The organism is Prevotella sp. P4-119, assembly GCF_002251345.1.
Classification (GTDB): Bacteria; Bacteroidota; Bacteroidia; order Bacteroidales; family Bacteroidaceae; genus Prevotella.
The window spans coordinates 44,807-61,437 of sequence record NZ_NPJB01000103.1 but is presented as its reverse complement, the minus strand read 5'-3'; the positions used below and the strand labels follow the sequence as shown (position 1 = coordinate 61,437).

15 protein-coding genes are annotated in these 16,631 nt (G+C 46.0%); 4 read left to right on the top strand and 11 right to left on the bottom strand.

Translation table 11 applies throughout. From position 1 onward, the window contains the following. Positions 1–7: 7 nt before the first annotated feature. On the top strand, positions 8–397 hold the full coding sequence (locus CIK89_RS12870) for a VanZ family protein (RefSeq protein ID WP_094391759.1): 390 nt from the start codon (positions 8–10) through the stop codon (positions 395–397). An 80-nt stretch (positions 398–477) separates the two neighbouring features. On the opposite strand, the gene CIK89_RS12865 is transcribed toward CIK89_RS12870, so the two are convergent. The 5 genes from CIK89_RS12865 to CIK89_RS12850 form a co-directional block, all read right to left on the bottom strand. Beyond that, positions 478–960, bottom strand: a complete 483-nt coding sequence (locus tag CIK89_RS12865) for a CYTH domain-containing protein (protein WP_094391758.1) — start codon at positions 958–960, stop codon at positions 478–480. A gap of 3 nt (positions 961–963) precedes the next feature. After that, the gene (locus CIK89_RS13655; protein ID WP_158214658.1) at positions 964–1,104 is read right to left on the bottom strand and encodes a hypothetical protein; all 141 of its coding nucleotides are present in this window, start codon (positions 1,102–1,104) and stop codon (positions 964–966) included. A gap of 46 nt (positions 1,105–1,150) precedes the next feature. Next, positions 1,151–2,272, bottom strand: a complete 1,122-nt coding sequence (gene prfB / locus CIK89_RS12860; protein ID WP_094391757.1) for a peptide chain release factor 2 — start codon at positions 2,270–2,272, stop codon at positions 1,151–1,153. A 35-nt stretch (positions 2,273–2,307) separates the two neighbouring features. Further along, complete coding sequence (locus tag CIK89_RS12855) at positions 2,308–4,116, bottom strand: long-chain fatty acid--CoA ligase (protein ID WP_094391756.1); 1,809 nt, start codon at positions 4,114–4,116, stop codon at positions 2,308–2,310. A 445-nt stretch (positions 4,117–4,561) separates the two neighbouring features. Next, positions 4,562–5,095 (bottom strand): hypothetical protein, encoded by a 534-nt coding sequence (locus CIK89_RS12850; protein ID WP_094391755.1) that lies wholly within the window; start codon positions 5,093–5,095, stop codon positions 4,562–4,564. 210 nt (positions 5,096–5,305) lie between these two features. Between CIK89_RS12850 and CIK89_RS12845 the strand changes: the two genes are divergently transcribed. After that, positions 5,306–6,373 (top strand): M20 family metallo-hydrolase, encoded by a 1,068-nt coding sequence (locus CIK89_RS12845; protein WP_094391754.1) that lies wholly within the window; start codon positions 5,306–5,308, stop codon positions 6,371–6,373. Between the two features lie 879 nt (positions 6,374–7,252). On the opposite strand, the gene CIK89_RS12840 is transcribed toward CIK89_RS12845, so the two are convergent. The 4 genes from CIK89_RS12840 to dut are packed head-to-tail and all read right to left on the bottom strand — an operon-like array spanning position 7,253 to position 11,941. Beyond that, positions 7,253–8,869 carry a murein hydrolase activator EnvC gene (locus CIK89_RS12840; RefSeq protein ID WP_094391753.1) on the bottom strand — a complete coding sequence of 539 codons (1,617 nt, stop codon included), beginning with the start codon at positions 8,867–8,869 and terminating at the stop codon, positions 7,253–7,255. An 8-nt stretch (positions 8,870–8,877) separates the two neighbouring features. After that, positions 8,878–9,729 (bottom strand): DUF4292 domain-containing protein, encoded by an 852-nt coding sequence (locus CIK89_RS12835; RefSeq protein WP_094391752.1) that lies wholly within the window; start codon positions 9,727–9,729, stop codon positions 8,878–8,880. Further along, a complete protein-coding gene (locus tag CIK89_RS12830) occupies positions 9,726–11,459 on the bottom strand; it encodes a tetratricopeptide repeat protein (protein ID WP_094391751.1) in 1,734 nt (577 codons plus the stop codon). The genes CIK89_RS12835 and CIK89_RS12830 overlap by 4 nt, the downstream gene beginning before the upstream one ends. Before the next feature lie 44 nt (positions 11,460–11,503). Continuing rightward, on the bottom strand, positions 11,504–11,941 hold the full coding sequence (gene dut / locus CIK89_RS12825) for a dUTP diphosphatase (protein WP_094391750.1): 438 nt from the start codon (positions 11,939–11,941) through the stop codon (positions 11,504–11,506). Positions 11,942–12,050: 109 nt separating this feature from the next. On the opposite strand from dut, the gene dgt reads away from it, so the two are divergent. Then, entirely contained in the window at positions 12,051–13,391 is a 1,341-nt protein-coding gene (dgt, locus tag CIK89_RS12820; RefSeq protein ID WP_094391780.1) for a dGTP triphosphohydrolase, read from the top strand. Positions 13,392–13,560: 169 nt separating this feature from the next. On the opposite strand, the gene CIK89_RS12815 is transcribed toward dgt, so the two are convergent. Beyond that, positions 13,561–14,565, bottom strand: coding sequence for a GNAT family N-acetyltransferase (locus tag CIK89_RS12815; RefSeq protein ID WP_094391749.1), 1,005 nt, complete (start codon positions 14,563–14,565; stop codon positions 13,561–13,563). 42 nt (positions 14,566–14,607) lie between these two features. Continuing rightward, positions 14,608–15,432, bottom strand: coding sequence for a glycerol acyltransferase (locus CIK89_RS12810; RefSeq protein WP_094391748.1), 825 nt, complete (start codon positions 15,430–15,432; stop codon positions 14,608–14,610). A gap of 740 nt (positions 15,433–16,172) precedes the next feature. Here CIK89_RS12810 and mraZ point away from each other — a divergent pair. Continuing rightward, positions 16,173–16,628, top strand: a complete 456-nt coding sequence (gene mraZ, locus CIK89_RS12805; RefSeq protein ID WP_094391747.1) for a division/cell wall cluster transcriptional repressor MraZ — start codon at positions 16,173–16,175, stop codon at positions 16,626–16,628. Positions 16,629–16,631 lie beyond the last annotated feature (3 nt).

Here is a 16,631-nt window from a genome sequence, read left to right as displayed (position 1 = left end):
TAATTGTATGAATAAAACAGCACAAATCATAAGAAAATACCCATTATCGCTAATATGCATAGCCGTTATCTGGTATTTATCATTCTTCACTCCTCCAAAAACAGAGTTGGAAGATGTACCCTTGATTGACAAGTGGGTACACATGATTATGTATGGTGGAACATGGACATTGGTATGGTTGGAATATCTCAGAAGTCATACACACCTCAACTACCGCAAACTATTTTGGTGGGCATGGTTGTTACCCATCATGATGAGTGGTATGATAGAATTATTGCAGGAATACTGTACCAATGGGCGTCGGAGTGGCGATTGGCTTGATTTATTAGCCAATTCCATTGGAATCACACTTGCCACAGCAGTAGGCATGTTGGCCAAACGGTTGTTTTTTCGCTAACACCAACAACACTAACTGAAAGTGGATATATCGTAGCTAAACGACTATTTTTCCACCAGCAACAAGAACATGTCTTCGACCTATGACTTATCACCCCACTTACAATAGGGATGTTGGCGAAGTTGGCTATTGTAATAACGGCGATCTCCAGTGACTTCAACTCCGATGAAATCGGGCAATTCTGCACTTTCATCAACCGATGACAATTCTACTTCAGCCATAACAAGACCTGTATTGTCGCCATAAAATTCATCAACTTCAAACACATGTCCGCCATGACGCACAAGCCAACGAGTCTTATCGACAAGTCCCGGTTCACAGAGTAGCATCAACTGATGTCCCTCTTCAAGGGTTATCTCCTTCTCAAATTCATAGCGCGATAATCCACCATCGAGGCTCGGTCCCTTGATGGTGAGATAGGCACGTTCGTCACGTATGCGGACGCGAACAGTTCTTCCGCGCTCACTGCAGATATAACCCTGTTGGATATGACTATGAGCAAAAGCAAGTTTCTTGTAGGAATCATCCCTGACAAGAAACTTGCGTTCGATTTCTGTAGCCATCGTTTAAAGGACGGTTAATGCCCAAGCCATATAAAGCAAGCCGAGTGCAATAAAGCCACCGATAATCCACCATATCAGTTTAGAACCCTTTTTCTCTTGTTTCTTGGCCCATGCTTCACGCTTGGCCTGATGTTGTTTACTCATAATATTCAGTTTTTAGTGTTATATATTTCTATGTTCGAATATACGTTTATTCCTCATCGGTGGTAGGGAATTCCATGAGATAAGCCTTGATGAAACCGTCTATTTTTCCATTCATCACGCCATCCACATCAGATGTCTGATAGTTGGTACGATGGTCTTTCACTCGTCTGTCGTCAAAGACATAACTGCGAATCTGACTTCCCCACTCTATTTTCTTCTTACCCGCCTCTATCTTAGCTTGCGCTTCAAGACGTTTCTTCATGGCGCGGTCGTAAAGTTGTGAACGAAGCAAAGCCATGGCGCGCTCCTTATTCTTGGGTTGGTCGCGCGTTTCGGTATTTTCAATGAGGATTTCCTCTTCCTCCCCTGTATCAGGATCAGTGTACCAATAGCGAAGGCGCACACCCGACTCCACCTTATTGACATTCTGTCCACCTGCACCGCTCGAACGGAAGGTATCCCACGAGAGTTTTGCAGGATCCACATACACCTCAATGGTATCGTCAACCAATGGTGTGACGAAAACAGAAGCAAAAGAAGTCATTCGCTTACCCTGTGCATTAAACGGGGATACTCTCACCAGTCGGTGCACACCGTTTTCACTTTTGAGGTATCCATAGGCATATTCTCCACCTTCAATCTGCATCGTGACACTCTTGATGCCAGCTTCATCACCTTCTTGAAGGTTGGAAATGCTCACTTTATACCCATGAGCTTCAGCCCATCGTTGATACATTCGCATGAGCATCGACGCCCAATCCTGACTTTCCGTACCTCCAGCTCCTGAGTTGATTTTGAGTACACACTCCATAGGATCCTCCTTTTGACGGAGCATGTTCTTCAGTTCCAAGTCCTCAATGAGCGATATGGCGCGCTGATAGTCTGCATCTACTTCCTCTTCTGTAACCATCTCTTCCTTGTAGAAATCGAATGCCAGTTGGAGTTCGTCTGCTGCAGCTCGCACGTCATTATAGCCATCAATCCATTTCTTGATGGCTTTCACTTTCTTCATCTGTGCCTCAGCCCGCTTCTGATCCTCCCAGAAATCAGGTGCCTGTGTGCGCAGGTCTTCTTCTTCAAATTCTATTTTTTTCTCGTCGATCTTCAGATAATGACGCAGTTTGTCAGTCCTATCGAGGACATCTTTCAGTTGGTCTTGTGTAATCATCGTGTCTGTTGGCGATAATAATTATATGAGAGACATTAGTCTTCGTACATCTTGTCGATTTCTGCCTTATAGTTTTCGTTGAGCACCCGACGTCGTATTTTCAGCGTATTAGTCAACTCGCCCTTTTCCATTGAGAATTGGTGGGGCAAGAGTGTGAATCGCTTCACCTGCTCATAGTGTGCCAGCTGCTGCTGAAGGGTATCAATTCTTTCCTTCATCATGGCATAGATTTGCGGATTAGCGCAAAGCTGTTCTCGATTTTCAAAGGCGATATTATGCGCACGTGCATACTCTTCAAGCATGCCATATACGGGGATGATGAGTGCCGAAACGAATTTGCGTTGGTCGGCAATGACAGCAATCTGGTCGATATACTTATCTACCAAGATTTTCGACTCTATCATCTGTGGTGCGATATACTTACCGTTAGAAGTCTTGAAGAGGTCTTTGATGCGCTCTTTGAGGAAGAGTTCACCATTTTTCAGGTATCCTGCATCACCAGTACGGAAGTAACCATCTTCTGTGAATGCCTGGCGGGTGAGGTCTTCACGGTTGTAGTATCCCTTGGTGATAGTGGGACCTTTGAGCAGAATCTCGCCTTCATCGCTGATGCGGATATCGATGCCGTTGATGGGGCGCCCTACACTTCCCACGGTATATGGTTTGTTGAGATGATCGCAACTGACGGTGGCAAGCGATTCGGTGAGTCCGTATCCCACTATCATATTAAGTCCGATGGAATGGACAAATTCTTCCACATGCTCACTAACAGCAGCTCCTGCTGTGGGGAAGAAATGTGCATTTTCCAGTCCCAACTCTTTACGTACGAGCGAGAATACGGTGCGGTTGAGCAGTTCGTATTCGAGATGGAGTGCCATCGGTGGTTTCTTGCCAAGGCTGAGATACTCAATATTATGTTTTCTTCCTACTGCCAATGCATGATGGAACAGTTTGCGCTGCACACTACTGGCATGGTCTATCTTCTCCATCACACCCTGATATACCTTTTCCCAGAATCGGGGCACACTCGACATACAGGTGGGATGCGTCTCGCGCATCGACTGCTGCACTTCTTGAGGATGGGTGTTTACTATCAGTGTAGCACCTTCAGAGAGGCAGAGAATAGCCCATCCACGCTCAAAGATATGGGTATAGGGCAGGAAATTCATCACACGGTCGTGTTCATTGACATCAACACACTCGTCGTTGGCAATTATTGCCGCATGGAATTGTCCATGGGTCAGTATCACGCCCTTAGAGTCTCCTGTGGTTCCGCTGGTATAGAGGATATTGGCAATGTCGTCGTTGTTAGCCTCGCGCTGACGCTGTTCCACCTCGGTCTGACGTGGCAGTTTGTCACCAAGTTTGAGGAAATCATCGAAATAGATGGCATTGGTATCATGTTCTGAGATATGCACCATGGCATCATAGACAATGATACGTTCCAGTGTGGGGCAGAGTGATACCACTCGGCGTGCCCGGTCGTACTGTTCTTGTTCGCCCACAAAGAGGAAACGCACCTTGGCGTCGTTGATCATGAACTGTATTTGCTGCTCGCTACTGGTAGCATAGAAGGGTATGGTGACAGCCCTTACTCCCCATGCACCAAAGTCGCAGAAGAGATACTGAATGGAGTTTTGCGAGAATATACCTATGTTTTCCTGTTCTTTCACTCCGATGTTGAGTAGCGCATTGCTGACTTGTTTAACGGTTGCAGAAAACTTATTCCACGACAACGACTTCCATTCCTTGCCGCCAAAGTCCTGATAGATGAGTGCTTCGCGCTCGCCATATTTCTTAGCGAGGTCATGCACCAATACCGACATGTGGCTTCTTACTTGCATAAGCGTTTTTCCTTATTTATTATATATAATATGTGCAAAGGTACGATTAAGTGAGCAGAATACAAAAAGAAATGCCAAATTTCTTTTTGTATTCTCGAACGTGAGTACCTAAGATGCGCAGCATCAAAGGTACGAATAAGCGAGTGAAATACAAAGAAAAAAACACTTTTTTCTTTTATTTCCGAGCGTGAGTACCTAAGACGCATGGCGTCAAAGGTGGTGCAAATCGAGTGAAATACAAAGAAAAATCACAATTTATTTTGCATTTCCGAGCAAGAGAAGGAAAAGACAGAAGGAGATAAAAAGCATGGTCGGATGGTTATCTGTAGCGGTTTGATCTAAAACTTTTTCTCTCACACCACATGACAACCATCCGACATGCCGACTATCAACGTTCTCAAGTTTGAGACTTTTCGAACGTATATACTATATTTTTCTAACTGTATTATAGTGCAATACCGACCGACCAATACACAAAAACATGGTTTGGACTAAGTTCCGAACGTGAATTTACATAGCGGAAGCCCACACCAAGGTTCAGGCCAATAGCCTTACTATTCGCTGCATGAATATGATGTATGGACAGGTCGTAATAGTTATTATTCCAATCAGGATGTCCCACAGGCCATGCCATTCTAAAGCGCACAGGAGTAAAACTTGTTCGCTTCTTATTCTGTTGGATGTCATAACCCACGCCAACACCCAAGGTATTGGTATTCATATAGGTTTTCACGCCATCCTTTCCCAAATGATGACTCATTCTCTCATACGTGCCAAACAGCTCTACGCGCTTACATTTTAGTCCAAAGTTGAAGTCATAGCCATGCATGGACATACCCTTATTGCGTATAGAAAATACATGGTCAACATCAAGTGTAAGAAGCAGGGAATCTGGTTTTGCAGGTTTTGTGCATTGTGCATATAAAACATCACCCAGAAACACAATAAAAAAAAGAATAAATGATAGCTTTTTCTTCATAACTCTTCAAATCTAATTTTTTATTAATATTGTTTGTGTTAGGAAATGTCCTTTTGGCTCGCAAAATTAAACAAAAAACTGGAAATACACAATAACCGACAATTAAAATATCACACATTTTCTCATAGAAATAAAACATTTCGTCACTTCTCTCGCTGTTATATTAATAAAAAGGTGTAATTTTGCAAACAGGTTAATAACATACGAACGATGACAAACAATATACAGCAAATGACCGAAGAGGCAGTGGGACTGCTGCAACAACTCATCAAAACACCATCGGTGAGCCGTGAAGAGAAAGCCGTTGCCGACCTGATGGAACAGCAAATGAAGCTATGGGGACTGACTCCGAAACGTGTGGGCAACAACCTGATGCTTATCGGGAAACACACTGAAGGCAAACCTACCCTACTGCTTAATGCACATATCGACACGGTGAAACCCGTCAGCACATGGACACGCGATCCGTTTACGCCAACCATCGAAGACGGACGCCTCTACGGACTGGGCGCTAACGACTGCGGCGGCGGACTTGTCAGTCTGCTTATGGTGTATCGCGCACTCTGCAACGAAGACCTTGCCTACAATCTGGTTTATGTAGCCAGTGCAGAAGAGGAAGTCAGCGGCGCCAATGGATTTACGCTGATTCGCGAACAACTGCCACCTATTGATGTGGCTATCGTGGGCGAACCGACTGGCTTACAACCGGCTATTGCCGAGAAAGGACTGATGGTAATCGATGCCGTGGCACACGGAAAGAGCGGACACGCAGCACGCAACGAAGGCGAAAATGCGATTTACAAAGCTCTGGACGATATACAATGGCTGCGCAACCATGAGTTTGAAAAGGTCAGTCCACTACTTGGTCCGATCAAAGCCACGGTAACGATTATCGGCGCTGGCACGCAACACAACGTGATTCCAGACGAATGTAAATTCACCATCGATGTGCGCACCAACGAGTATTACCGAAACGAAGAACTCTGCCAATACCTACAGTCGCAGATGCAGAGCGAACTGAAAGCCCGTTCTTACCGGCTGTCCTCCTCGTCGATTCCCACCGACCATCCCATAGTGAGCCGTTGTATCGCCATGGGCATGACACCTTTTGGATCACCAACCCTGAGCGATCAGGCTCTTATGCCCTTTGCTTCGCTGAAACTCGGACCAGGCGAATCGAGTCGCAGTCATAGTGCAGATGAATATATAGGTATCGACGAGATTGGCAATGCCATTGCCACCTACATGGAACTGTTGCAATCCATTCATTTGAAATAGGCATCAATGTGATTTACGGCAATCAAACCGAGACAACATAAAAAACTCCCATTCCATCGGGTTTTACTTCGGCTTCAACCCTATTCGATTAGTATTTCAGACAGGCAAACCTCTTATAAATCACGCGCGCACACCTAACAATATACGCGCGCGTACGCACACGCGACGTCGCAAAATTTCGACCACTCGACCACCACAACGGCATAACACACTATGTGTATGCAGCTTACGTGGGTGGTCGATTACGCTAACTCGGCGGTTTTCGACCACCATTCGACCACCAGACCCTCTGCCGTTGCCACCATAAAAACAGTCCATCCGCATAGCCGACAATACATGATTTGTATATTCTGACGCCAGACAACATCCTTGTCAAACGTTGGGCAACACTATTGTATTATATTTGACACCACTCTCTTCCGATATTTGAAACAACTTATTTCCAACGTTGAAAAGGCTCTTGTCTAACGTTTGACAACACTCTTATCTAACGTTGGATAACACCTTTATCAAACGTTGGATAACACCTTTATCAAACGTTGGATAACACCTTTGTCAAACGTTGGATAATAACTTTGTCAGCCGTTTGAAAATGCCTGAAAATAATTTTTGTTTACTTCGTGTGAATATCCACGATAAGTATCGGGAAAAGCACGTGTGGTCGAAGTGTGGTCGAAAACACAGGGTTCTGACCAATCGACCACAGTCTAAAATACTATCTCATAGCAGTTTACGCCACATCTGTGGTCGTGTGGTCGAATTTTTTAGAAAACTAAAATTTAGAGTAGCTTACCTCTAATGCACTTTGGTAAACAACATCCCCCAATCAGCCAAACGACCAATTGGGGAATGCTATGTTCATCTATTGCGAGACCTCTACTATCTTCCGAGCCATGCTTCAGGATTGAGCTTAGCCGTTTCCTTACGCAATTGGAATTGCAGAATATTGTCTTGACCAATACGTCCAAGGGGTTGACGAGCAGTCACTTTCTGTCCACGGTGTACGTTGACCGATGACAAATTGCAATAAACAGAGATGTAACTGCCGTGACGCACCATGACAATGACCGTGCCTCCGAAGCTGAAGACACCACTCACTTCACCATCGAAGATGCTTCGTGCCTGTGCGCCAGCCTGACCTTGTATATTAATACCCTTATTGTCGAGGCGAACGTTGTTCAGTCCCTCTACATTATACTGACCGAAATGGCTGACGATGCGGTAGCCACCCGTGATAGGCATGGGCAGTCTGCCTCGGTTGCTCTCAAAGTTACCACTGATGCGCCGGTCGTCGCTGCTCATGGTATAGAGCACCTCATCCGATTTTTTCTTAGCTTCTGCCACCTCCTGTTTATGTCGTTTGGCATCTGCGGCAGCCTTACGCTCGGCAGCAATACGAGCCTGTGATGCTTCGTGGGCTGCACGATCGGCAGCATCACGCGCTTTCTTATCGCGAGCCGCCTTGACTTCTGCACGTGCCTTGTCCTCAAGAGCTTTAGCCTCGGCAATGCGTCGCGCGTTTTCGCGTGCAGCCTCTTCGGCCTCCCGCTTCTTGCGAGCCAGTTCTGCATCACGCTTGCGTGCAGCTTCGGCAGCAGCCTTGCGCTTGGCCTCTGCGGCGGCTCTTGCCTTTTGTCTTGCCACTTCTTGGGCAATCAGTCTGTCAATCTGCGCATTGATAGCAGCATCCTTCTTGCGTTGTTGGTCAATGACCCGTTGGATGGTCTTCTGCTGTTTTTGCAACGAAGATACCACATTCTGCTGTTCGGCCTGCTTACCTTCCAGCGAACGTTTCTCACTCTCACCACGAGTCAACAGTTTGTGTTTTGCATCGCGAGCACCAGCCAGTTCGCTGCGCTTGGCAGCAACTTCAGCCTGTTTCACTTTCACATCTTCACCCTGCGAACGCTGATAGGAGGCATATTCCCTCATGAATCGCAAGCGTCGGTACATTTGCGAGAAACTGCTGGCACTAAAGATAAACATCATCTGGCTCTGTACAGATCGATTGCGGTGCATATAGCGCATCGACTTGACATAGCGTTGTTTACACAGTTCCAAATCCTTTTGCAAGGCATCGAGCTCCCGGTTCATTGTCTGTATTTCCACATCAATATTGGAGAGATCGCGACGTATGGTGTCGATGGTGCGACGCTTCGAGGCAATCTCGGTATTGATGATCATCAGATTCTGCAAACGTTGTTTCACATCGCGCTCGTTGCTACGCAGTCGTTGTTCCTGCAGTTTGATCTGTCGCTGAATATTCTTTCTTTGATTCTGCAGACTCTGCACCGACTCTGGTTGGCGCGTTGTCTTACGTTTTGCCGCAGCATTTCCTGTTCGCTTCCGGGTAGATGTTGCTTTGCCCGACGCAGTTTTTTTGCGCTGGGCACTTGTGGTTGTAGTTCTTGCCTTAGGCTTTGCGGTGCGTTTCTGCTGTGCCGGCACTACCACAAAGGCAAAGGCAAGAAGAGTGAGTATAATAATTCGCTTCATTCGCTATATTAGAGAGCCATAAAGCGGCGGAGGATTTGATCAACCGTCACCTCACGGTATTTGGCAGAAACCTCTGTTCTGGTTTCCCAGTTATCATCATTCGACAGATAGTTGAGCGTCATTCCAAACTTCACTTCCTTATCTGGAGTGCGGAATGTGATGGCGTGTGTATAGGGGAAGAGACGCTTGCTGGTCTGCTTGAAGTTGCTATAATCCCAGTTCAACGAGTAGTTGCCACGGATTCTGTCTTCATAGACAATATTAGCCATCTTCACCTGTGCGCCCGCCTTATCAGCCAGCCAACGATAGCTGAGCTTATCTTTTGCAAAACTTATAACGGCATCGTCTCCATAGAGATCGGTAGTGAAATTCTTCAGCATCTCATCGGTCATCGCAGTATTGCCCGGCTGGAAGAGTTCATTCCAGAAGAGAGCCTGCAGCGAATAGAAGTTGAGTCCGCTATTGCGCATGAAGTCCAACTGATTGTAGTTGGCTTTGAGATACTGCTTGTTGATACGGTCCATGATGAGGACATAGTCTTTGGTGAATTCCAGTCTGCCTGCCTCCACAAATCCAAAGGCTGTGAGTTGCAGACGGATCACATCATCGCGCTTCATCTTGAGGTTGCCGGTGAGGGTGAGATGCTGATTGCCCACCTCTACAGAGAACTTCACTTTAGATGTGATAAACTTGGCATACTGCGCATTGTCAGTAACCTTTTGCAGGAATTCCTGCTGTTGGGCGGTAGCCACTGGTGCCTTCGAGGCATTGTCCTTGACTGCTTTTTTCTGAGTTCCGCAGGATGCGAGGGCAAATGCCACTGCCAGTCCTGCAAGTTTCATCATGCTGGTTGCTTTCATTCTTTTACGTACTTCTTTAGTTTAATTTTACGTGCTATGATTTTTAAACGGTTATCTTCTGATCCGACTGTTTGTCGGGTTCGTTCCAAAGCTTGCTTCCAATACTCGACCGCCTGCTGCTTATTGCCTACATGATAATAGATGTCTCCGGCATGTTCCAACAATACTGCCGATGTGTCGGAATCGCATTGCAGGGTCTGGTCTATATAGATTTTGGCTTCGGTATAACGTTTCTGCCGAAAGAGAATCCATGCGTATGTATCGAGGAACGTCGCGTTTTTAGGTTCAGCCTTTACGGTTTTGAGCGACATTTGCTCGGCTTTATCGAGCTGCTGGCCGGTTTCTGAGAGATAATAGGCATAGTTATTGAGACATCCCACATTATCTTCTTTCCATTGCAGACAGGAGTCATAAGCCGCATAAGCCTCTTTGTCGAATCCTTTCTGATGGTAGATATCCCCCATGACAGCATAGAAATCGCTGACAATATCAGGATCGCTGTCCTGTGTGATCACTCCGATGCCATTCTGGAAGGCATTGAGCGCCTCGTCAAGTTTGTCTTGTTGATAGTAAGCCACACCCTGATAATAATAAAATGCCATTTCATCGGGATTGTAGAGGCGTGCCCCCTGACACAGACTGACCACTCGCGGCATATCCTGATCTCGCCAAGCATAATCAACGAGTTGCAATCTTGCTGCTGCATTATCCGGTGTTTCTGCAATAACACGGTCGAGCACAACGGTAATCGTGTCGCGTGGCATATTCTTTAGCGTCATATAAGCGACACAAAGCATGGCAACATCAGCATCGAGAGGCTTTTGCTCAAGCATGCGGTCAAAGAGGTAGAGCACACGAGTGGAGTCACCGCCATTCTGTTCGCTCTCTGCAATTTCTTGTCTCATGAGCGACACCCTATCCTGCGAAGTAGCATTTTTACTGACCAGGACACGCTGCATCAGCGAGTCAACCACATCTGGGTCTCCATGTTTCTGCTCGTATTGCAACAGGGCAAGGAGTGTGAAACGGTTGTCGGGATCCTGTTCAAGGATTTCATCATAGATGTCGAGTCCTTTTTCTTCCTGCCCATTATTGATAAGCGCCTGTGCATAGAGTCCCCTGTAATTCAAATCATTAGGATACTGATTGGCAAGTTTCTGCATCTCACGGATGGCCGCTTTCTTATTGCCGAGTTGGGTATAGTATCCGCTTTTCTTCAATGAGAACTGTGTACTTCTGCCTTCCATCACCTCCAAGCGGTTGAGTGTTTGGATGGCAGATTTGTAATCTTGCTGGTCTTCATAAATAGACACCAGTGCGCCAAGCACATCCTCTCTATCGTGGTTAGCCTCATAGATACGGTTCAACACCTCGATGGCTTTGGGGTAATCCTGCTTGCTGAGATACAGATTGGCGAGTATTTCTTGATAGGTAGAAATATCGGGATCGAGCGAAGCAGCCTTTTCCACACAACGTTGTGCCTTGTCGTTTTCCTTCAAAGCATCATAGTATTGTGCCAGAAAATACCATGCTTCAGACTTGGTAGAGTCTATATCGACACAATGGCGCAACAGGTCGAAGGCCGCATCGTTGTTGCCTTTGACACGCTGGTTGATGGCTTCAAGAAAGAACGCATCGTATTTTCTCGATGTATCCTCATCGGTCTGTGCTGTTACAGCCGTGCAGATCAGAGCCACTACCAATAGAATGATTGTATATCTGCGTTTCATGTGTCTTCTTTACATTAACATCTCGTCTGTTACTGCGCTACTAATTACTTCACGCCAGTATGACCATACCCGCCTTCGCCACGCTCGGTTTCATCGAGTGTTTCTACGAGCGAGAACTCCACTTGCTCATATCGTGCCACTACCAACTGGGCAATGCGCTCTCCGTCGTTGATGGTGAAGTCTTCCTGCGATAAGTTGATAAGCACCACACCAATCTCACCGCGATAGTCGGCATCGATAGTGCCAGGGGCATTAAGTACGGTCAAACCATGCTTCAGCGCTAATCCGCTACGGGGTCTTACTTGTGCTTCATAACCCTCAGGCAATGCAATATGCAGTCCGGTGGGTATGAGCCGACGCTCCATAGGATGGAGCACAACAGGCTCTTCAAGGTTGGCACGGAGATCCATTCCCGCACTTTGCGATGTGGCGTATGTGGGCATAGGTTGGCGTCCACGATTGATAGCGTTAATTTTCAGCATTTGTTGGTTTATTTATATTAATGTGCAAATTTACAGAATTCCTATCAAACTGCCATCGTTTTTTGCAGAAAACTTTGTAGGTTTCATACTTTTTAGTAACTTTGCCATCATGGAATGGACTAAACTCATATCAAACAAACGCCTCGGACAGGAGCATCGCCACACCGAGCGCCACGACGACCGTACTGAATTTAAGCGTGATTACGACCGACTGATATTCTCGGCGCCCTTTCGACGACTGCAAAACAAGACGCAAGTATTTCCTCTGCCGGGTAGCGTCTTTGTTCACAATCGCCTTACCCACTCGCTGGAAGTGGCAAGTGTAGGAATGTCGTTGGGCAACGATGTGGCGCAAAGACTTATTGCCGAGAAGCGTCCCGAACTGAAAGATACACTTTTTGAACAGATTGGGCAGATTGTTTCAACGGCCTGTCTGGCACACGATTTGGGCAATCCGCCATTTGGTCATAGTGGCGAGAAAGCCATTCAAACCTTCTTTACCGAAGGCGAAGGACTGCAACTGAAACCGTTGGTAAGTGATGCATTTTGGGACGACATCACCCATTTCGAGGGTAATGCCAATGCTTTTCGCCTGTTGACCCATCAGTTTAAGGGGCGGCGCACAGGTGGTTTCGTCATGACTTACACCACGCTGGCAAGTATCGTAAAGTACCCTTATGCCTCATCGGCAGCTGGCAAGAAGGGCAAATTCGGCTTCTTTCAGTCAGAACAGGATTTCTACCAACGAATTGCCGATGAAATGGGGATAATTCGCTTATCTCACACAGAAGAGCCCTTGCGGTACGCACGCCATCCATTAGTCTATTTGGTAGAGGCAGCCGATGACATCTGCTATGAAGTCATGGATATTGAGGATGCTCACAAACTGAAGATTCTATCATACGAAGAGACCGAGCGCTTACTGCTCAACTTCTTCGACGAAGCCACCCAGGCGAAGATTCGCCAACGCATCGACGACGAGGCGTTGCAGGACACCAACGAAAAGATTGTGTATTTGCGTGCTTGCGTGATAGGAAAGTTAGAAAACGAATGTGCCAACGCATTTGTCGAAAACGAAGAAAACATTCTCAACGGTACGTTTACCGGCTGTTTGATAGACCACATCCATCCCACTCAAAAAGAGGCCTACCGCCGGTGTGCTGAACTTTCAAAGGTGCGCATCTATCGCAGCCGACCGGTTCTTGACGTGGAGCTTTCGGGTTATAAGATTATGGAAACGCTCATGAAACAAATGACCGAAGCCGTCATGCATCCCGAGCGTTACTATTCACAACAGCTCATCAGTAGGGTTTCCAGCCAATACGATATTCAGGCCGACAACCTTGAAACACGCATCATGGCGGTTATCGACTATATTGCAGGAATGACCGATGTTTATGCACTCGATGTTTATCAGAAGATCAACGGTATTTCACTACCTATCGTATAAGCCAAACTTGATTGACGCATCGGGAGTGGGCTAAAGCAATCAGCTTCTTTCTCGATCAGACCTTTGAGCCAAAACAGCAAAAAACATCGGTTCCATCGCAATTCTCCCACCATCATTCAAGGATATTTGCAATGGAACCGATTATCTGAAAATCCATAGAAGGCGCTCCTTATTCTCCTTGGGGCGTCTTCTCTTTATAGATGACATTATTAGCGCCGCTTGTAATCTTCAAAGCCTCAGGATGCGACTGAACAAACGAGTCGATATGGCGCTGACGCTTCTCTTCAAGTATTTCGTCAACGGCTATAAGGATTCCCGTTTCCTCCACATCGCCAAAACCATAATTGATGGCTGTGCCAAAGAGTTTCATGGTGGGCGACAAACTCATATAAGCATTAACCAATGGGGGAATATTATAGCCCAACTTTCTAATCTCCCGATTGAGGATACGATAGTCATCTTTAAAGTCCTTGCCAGAGAAGAGCGTCTCAAATTCGCGCACGTCAGACTCCAATTGCAGCGGTTTCATCGGGATAATGAGATGTTCTTTATCGTCGAAATGCTTTTTCAAGAAATAGAGAATCATGTCGCGTCCCTTACGGATATAAGAGGGGTACATGGTCATTTTTCCGAAATAGTAGCGTATATTAGGACGAATAACCGTGAGTGCGCCAAGTCCATCCCACAGGTTATCGAGTGCGAAGAGACTCTTGGCGCCCATGCGAGACGACTGATAAGGAAGCGAGACAAACGACCGACCGAGTTCTACGGTCTGGGGTGCATAGTCTTTGATAAACTTTTCAGAGAAATGGAACATGTGACTGGTGGCAAGAATAGGTTGTCCCTTGTCATCATATTCCCAGTCAGTACCCAGCAAATAACGGTAACCTCCGATAATCTCTTCCGCCTCCGGATTCCACACGATGAGCTGTTTGTAGCATCGCTCGCACGTATCAAACTCGTCGATATCGACTTCCTTGCCAGTTCCTCCGCCAGCCTCGCGGAAAGCAATCTCTCGCAGTCGCCCGATCTCCTGCATCACGTTGGGTGCATTGTGTGCGGTAATGACATAGATTTCATTGTTGCTCTTGTTGGTCATGCGAAGGCGCTTGTCGGGCGTCAGTTCGCTTTTGAGCACTTCCTTGTCAATGGGTTGAATAATTGGCTGTTCCATTTGCTTATCTGTCTGTTAGCTATAAGTTGTTCTTCTGTTGGTTTATAGACTATACACGATATCTTGCACATATTGTGCCCATTCCATCGGTGTTTTCGATTTATCAAAGGTTTGCCAGGGAATAGGCTTGCCTATTTTTATTTCGAAGTTTTTGCCTACGTTCTTATACATTTCATCTACAAGGAAAAGCATGGCAAGGTTAAACTTCAGATGTTTGTCGCTAAAATTAGCCAAACGATAGAAGAAATCAGAATTTTGCCCACTGAAATGGATGGGCACAATATCGCGCTGATACTCCACACTCTTGACAATAAAAGTCTTGCTCCATGCCACATCGCGAATCACACCGTTTCGGCGACGTGAACAAATGCCTGCAGGATACATCAGCATGTGGTTGTCGCTTTCAAAGCCAGCTTTCACCATTGCCGGGAAGTTACGGCCTTGTTTACCTGTTTTGTTGATAGGAATGCAAAGCGGAGCCAGTCCTGGAAGATTCATCAGCAGGTCATTGACGAGATAACGGAATCGACTGTCGTAATGACGACCGATAATGGCGCCGAGCGCTACACCATCTTCTCCGCCCAACGGATGGTTGGAAACAAAGGTATAGAGGCGGCCGTCGTTGGGATCGGGAAGATTCTCTTTACCCACGATTTTGATGGTCATTTGCAGATATTCGACACAAGCTTCGAGCCATTCGGTACCTGTTTTATGGCGGCTTTCCCACAGGAATGCGTTGACGCGATCCTGATGCACAATACGTTTCAGCCACGATACCAATGGGCGGGGCACCCATTTGGATTTGGCACCCAACTTATTCTTGAGTATCTGGTCAATATCAATCGTTTTCTCTGTTATCTGATTCATTTCTCTCTTACATACATACTAATCAGATGCAAAATTAAGAAATTAGTTTGAGAAACAGCACATTTTTTCACGAAAAACTTTTAATCTTCGTGTTTTTGTAATCACATTGGGCGTTTTTGCAACATTACACAAATAGCAAACAGCATAAAATAACCACAAAAACGAGCAAGAAACTGTCTGCCTTACTCGGTTATCAACCAACTTTTTGATTTGTTCTGCATCGATAAGTTTCCCATTTTCTTCCCATCATTCTCCCTTCACTTTCGCATAATCAACCGCAAGTTTTGGGACTTACTTGGGACTTTCATCGGACTTCCATCGGACTCAGTTGAGAATTTCATCGAAAGAATACAAGACTTTCATCTGACTCTGTTTTGAGTTGCCCACATGCTCCTGCGGGCGACTTCATCCCGAAGGCATCCCGAACATATCCCGAAGACAAAGGGTTTGATGAAGTTCGTCAAAATGCAAGTTGAAGTTTCGCTTGCGAGAGCTTAACGCCAAGACTTCAAAAACACAATACGCTTTACTGTAAAACCGAACCTCAATATTACAAAAACGCTCCACCGGAATGTCACTTACGAATATTTAAGAATACCACTATAAATCAACCACTTACACACTATTAACATTATACCCACAAAAATAATCATAAAAAAAGTGGGGAAATGTGGGGAAATATGGAGGATTTTGTTTAATTTTGCAAGCGAGAATTAAAATCATATTATAAATAAGTACGCATGCGTTTTTTAGGTAATATAGAAGCAAAGGCTGACGCCAAGGGGCGTGCATTCCTGCCTGCAACATTCAGAAAAGTATTGCAGACTGGGGGTGAAGAGCGTCTTGTGCTAAGAAAAGACGTGTTTCAGACCTGCCTCGTGCTCTATCCAGAATCTGTATGGAACGAGCAAATGGACAGCATGCGCCAACGACTGAACCGCTGGAATAAGACCCAACAGCAAGTGTTTCGACAGTTTGTGAGCGACGTAGAACTTGTCAGCCTCGACGGAAACGGTCGTTTTCTCATACCCAAACGCTTCCAACGGATGGCTAATATCGAACAAGAAATCCGATTCATCGGCATGGGCGACACCATCGAAATATGGAGCAATAGCGAGGCAGAACAGCAGAAAATGAGTGCCGAAGACTTCGGAAACGCACTCGAAGAACTGATGACAGACAACGATAAACTCTAAACC

Bases quoted from the DNA above. Each gene is read 5' to 3' on its own strand.
- CIK89_RS12870 (WP_094391759.1), top strand. From the start codon at position 8: ATGAATAAAACAGCACAAATCATAAGAAAATACCCATTATCGCTAATA.
- CIK89_RS12865 (WP_094391758.1), bottom strand. From the start codon at position 960: ATGGCTACAGAAATCGAACGCAAGTTTCTTGTCAGGGATGATTCCTAC.
- CIK89_RS13655 (WP_158214658.1), bottom strand. From the start codon at position 1,104: ATGAGTAAACAACATCAGGCCAAGCGTGAAGCATGGGCCAAGAAACAA.
- prfB (WP_094391757.1), bottom strand. From the start codon at position 2,272: ATGATTACACAAGACCAACTGAAAGATGTCCTCGATAGGACTGACAAA.
- CIK89_RS12855 (WP_094391756.1), bottom strand. From the start codon at position 4,116: ATGCAAGTAAGAAGCCACATGTCGGTATTGGTGCATGACCTCGCTAAG.
- CIK89_RS12850 (WP_094391755.1), bottom strand. From the start codon at position 5,095: ATGAAGAAAAAGCTATCATTTATTCTTTTTTTTATTGTGTTTCTGGGT.
- CIK89_RS12845 (WP_094391754.1), top strand. From the start codon at position 5,306: ATGACAAACAATATACAGCAAATGACCGAAGAGGCAGTGGGACTGCTG.
- CIK89_RS12840 (WP_094391753.1), bottom strand. From the start codon at position 8,869: ATGAAGCGAATTATTATACTCACTCTTCTTGCCTTTGCCTTTGTGGTA.
- CIK89_RS12835 (WP_094391752.1), bottom strand. From the start codon at position 9,729: ATGAAAGCAACCAGCATGATGAAACTTGCAGGACTGGCAGTGGCATTT.
- CIK89_RS12830 (WP_094391751.1), bottom strand. From the start codon at position 11,459: ATGAAACGCAGATATACAATCATTCTATTGGTAGTGGCTCTGATCTGC.
- dut (WP_094391750.1), bottom strand. From the start codon at position 11,941: ATGCTGAAAATTAACGCTATCAATCGTGGACGCCAACCTATGCCCACA.
- dgt (WP_094391780.1), top strand. From the start codon at position 12,051: ATGGAATGGACTAAACTCATATCAAACAAACGCCTCGGACAGGAGCAT.
- CIK89_RS12815 (WP_094391749.1), bottom strand. From the start codon at position 14,565: ATGGAACAGCCAATTATTCAACCCATTGACAAGGAAGTGCTCAAAAGC.
- CIK89_RS12810 (WP_094391748.1), bottom strand. From the start codon at position 15,432: ATGAATCAGATAACAGAGAAAACGATTGATATTGACCAGATACTCAAG.
- mraZ (WP_094391747.1), top strand. From the start codon at position 16,173: ATGCGTTTTTTAGGTAATATAGAAGCAAAGGCTGACGCCAAGGGGCGT.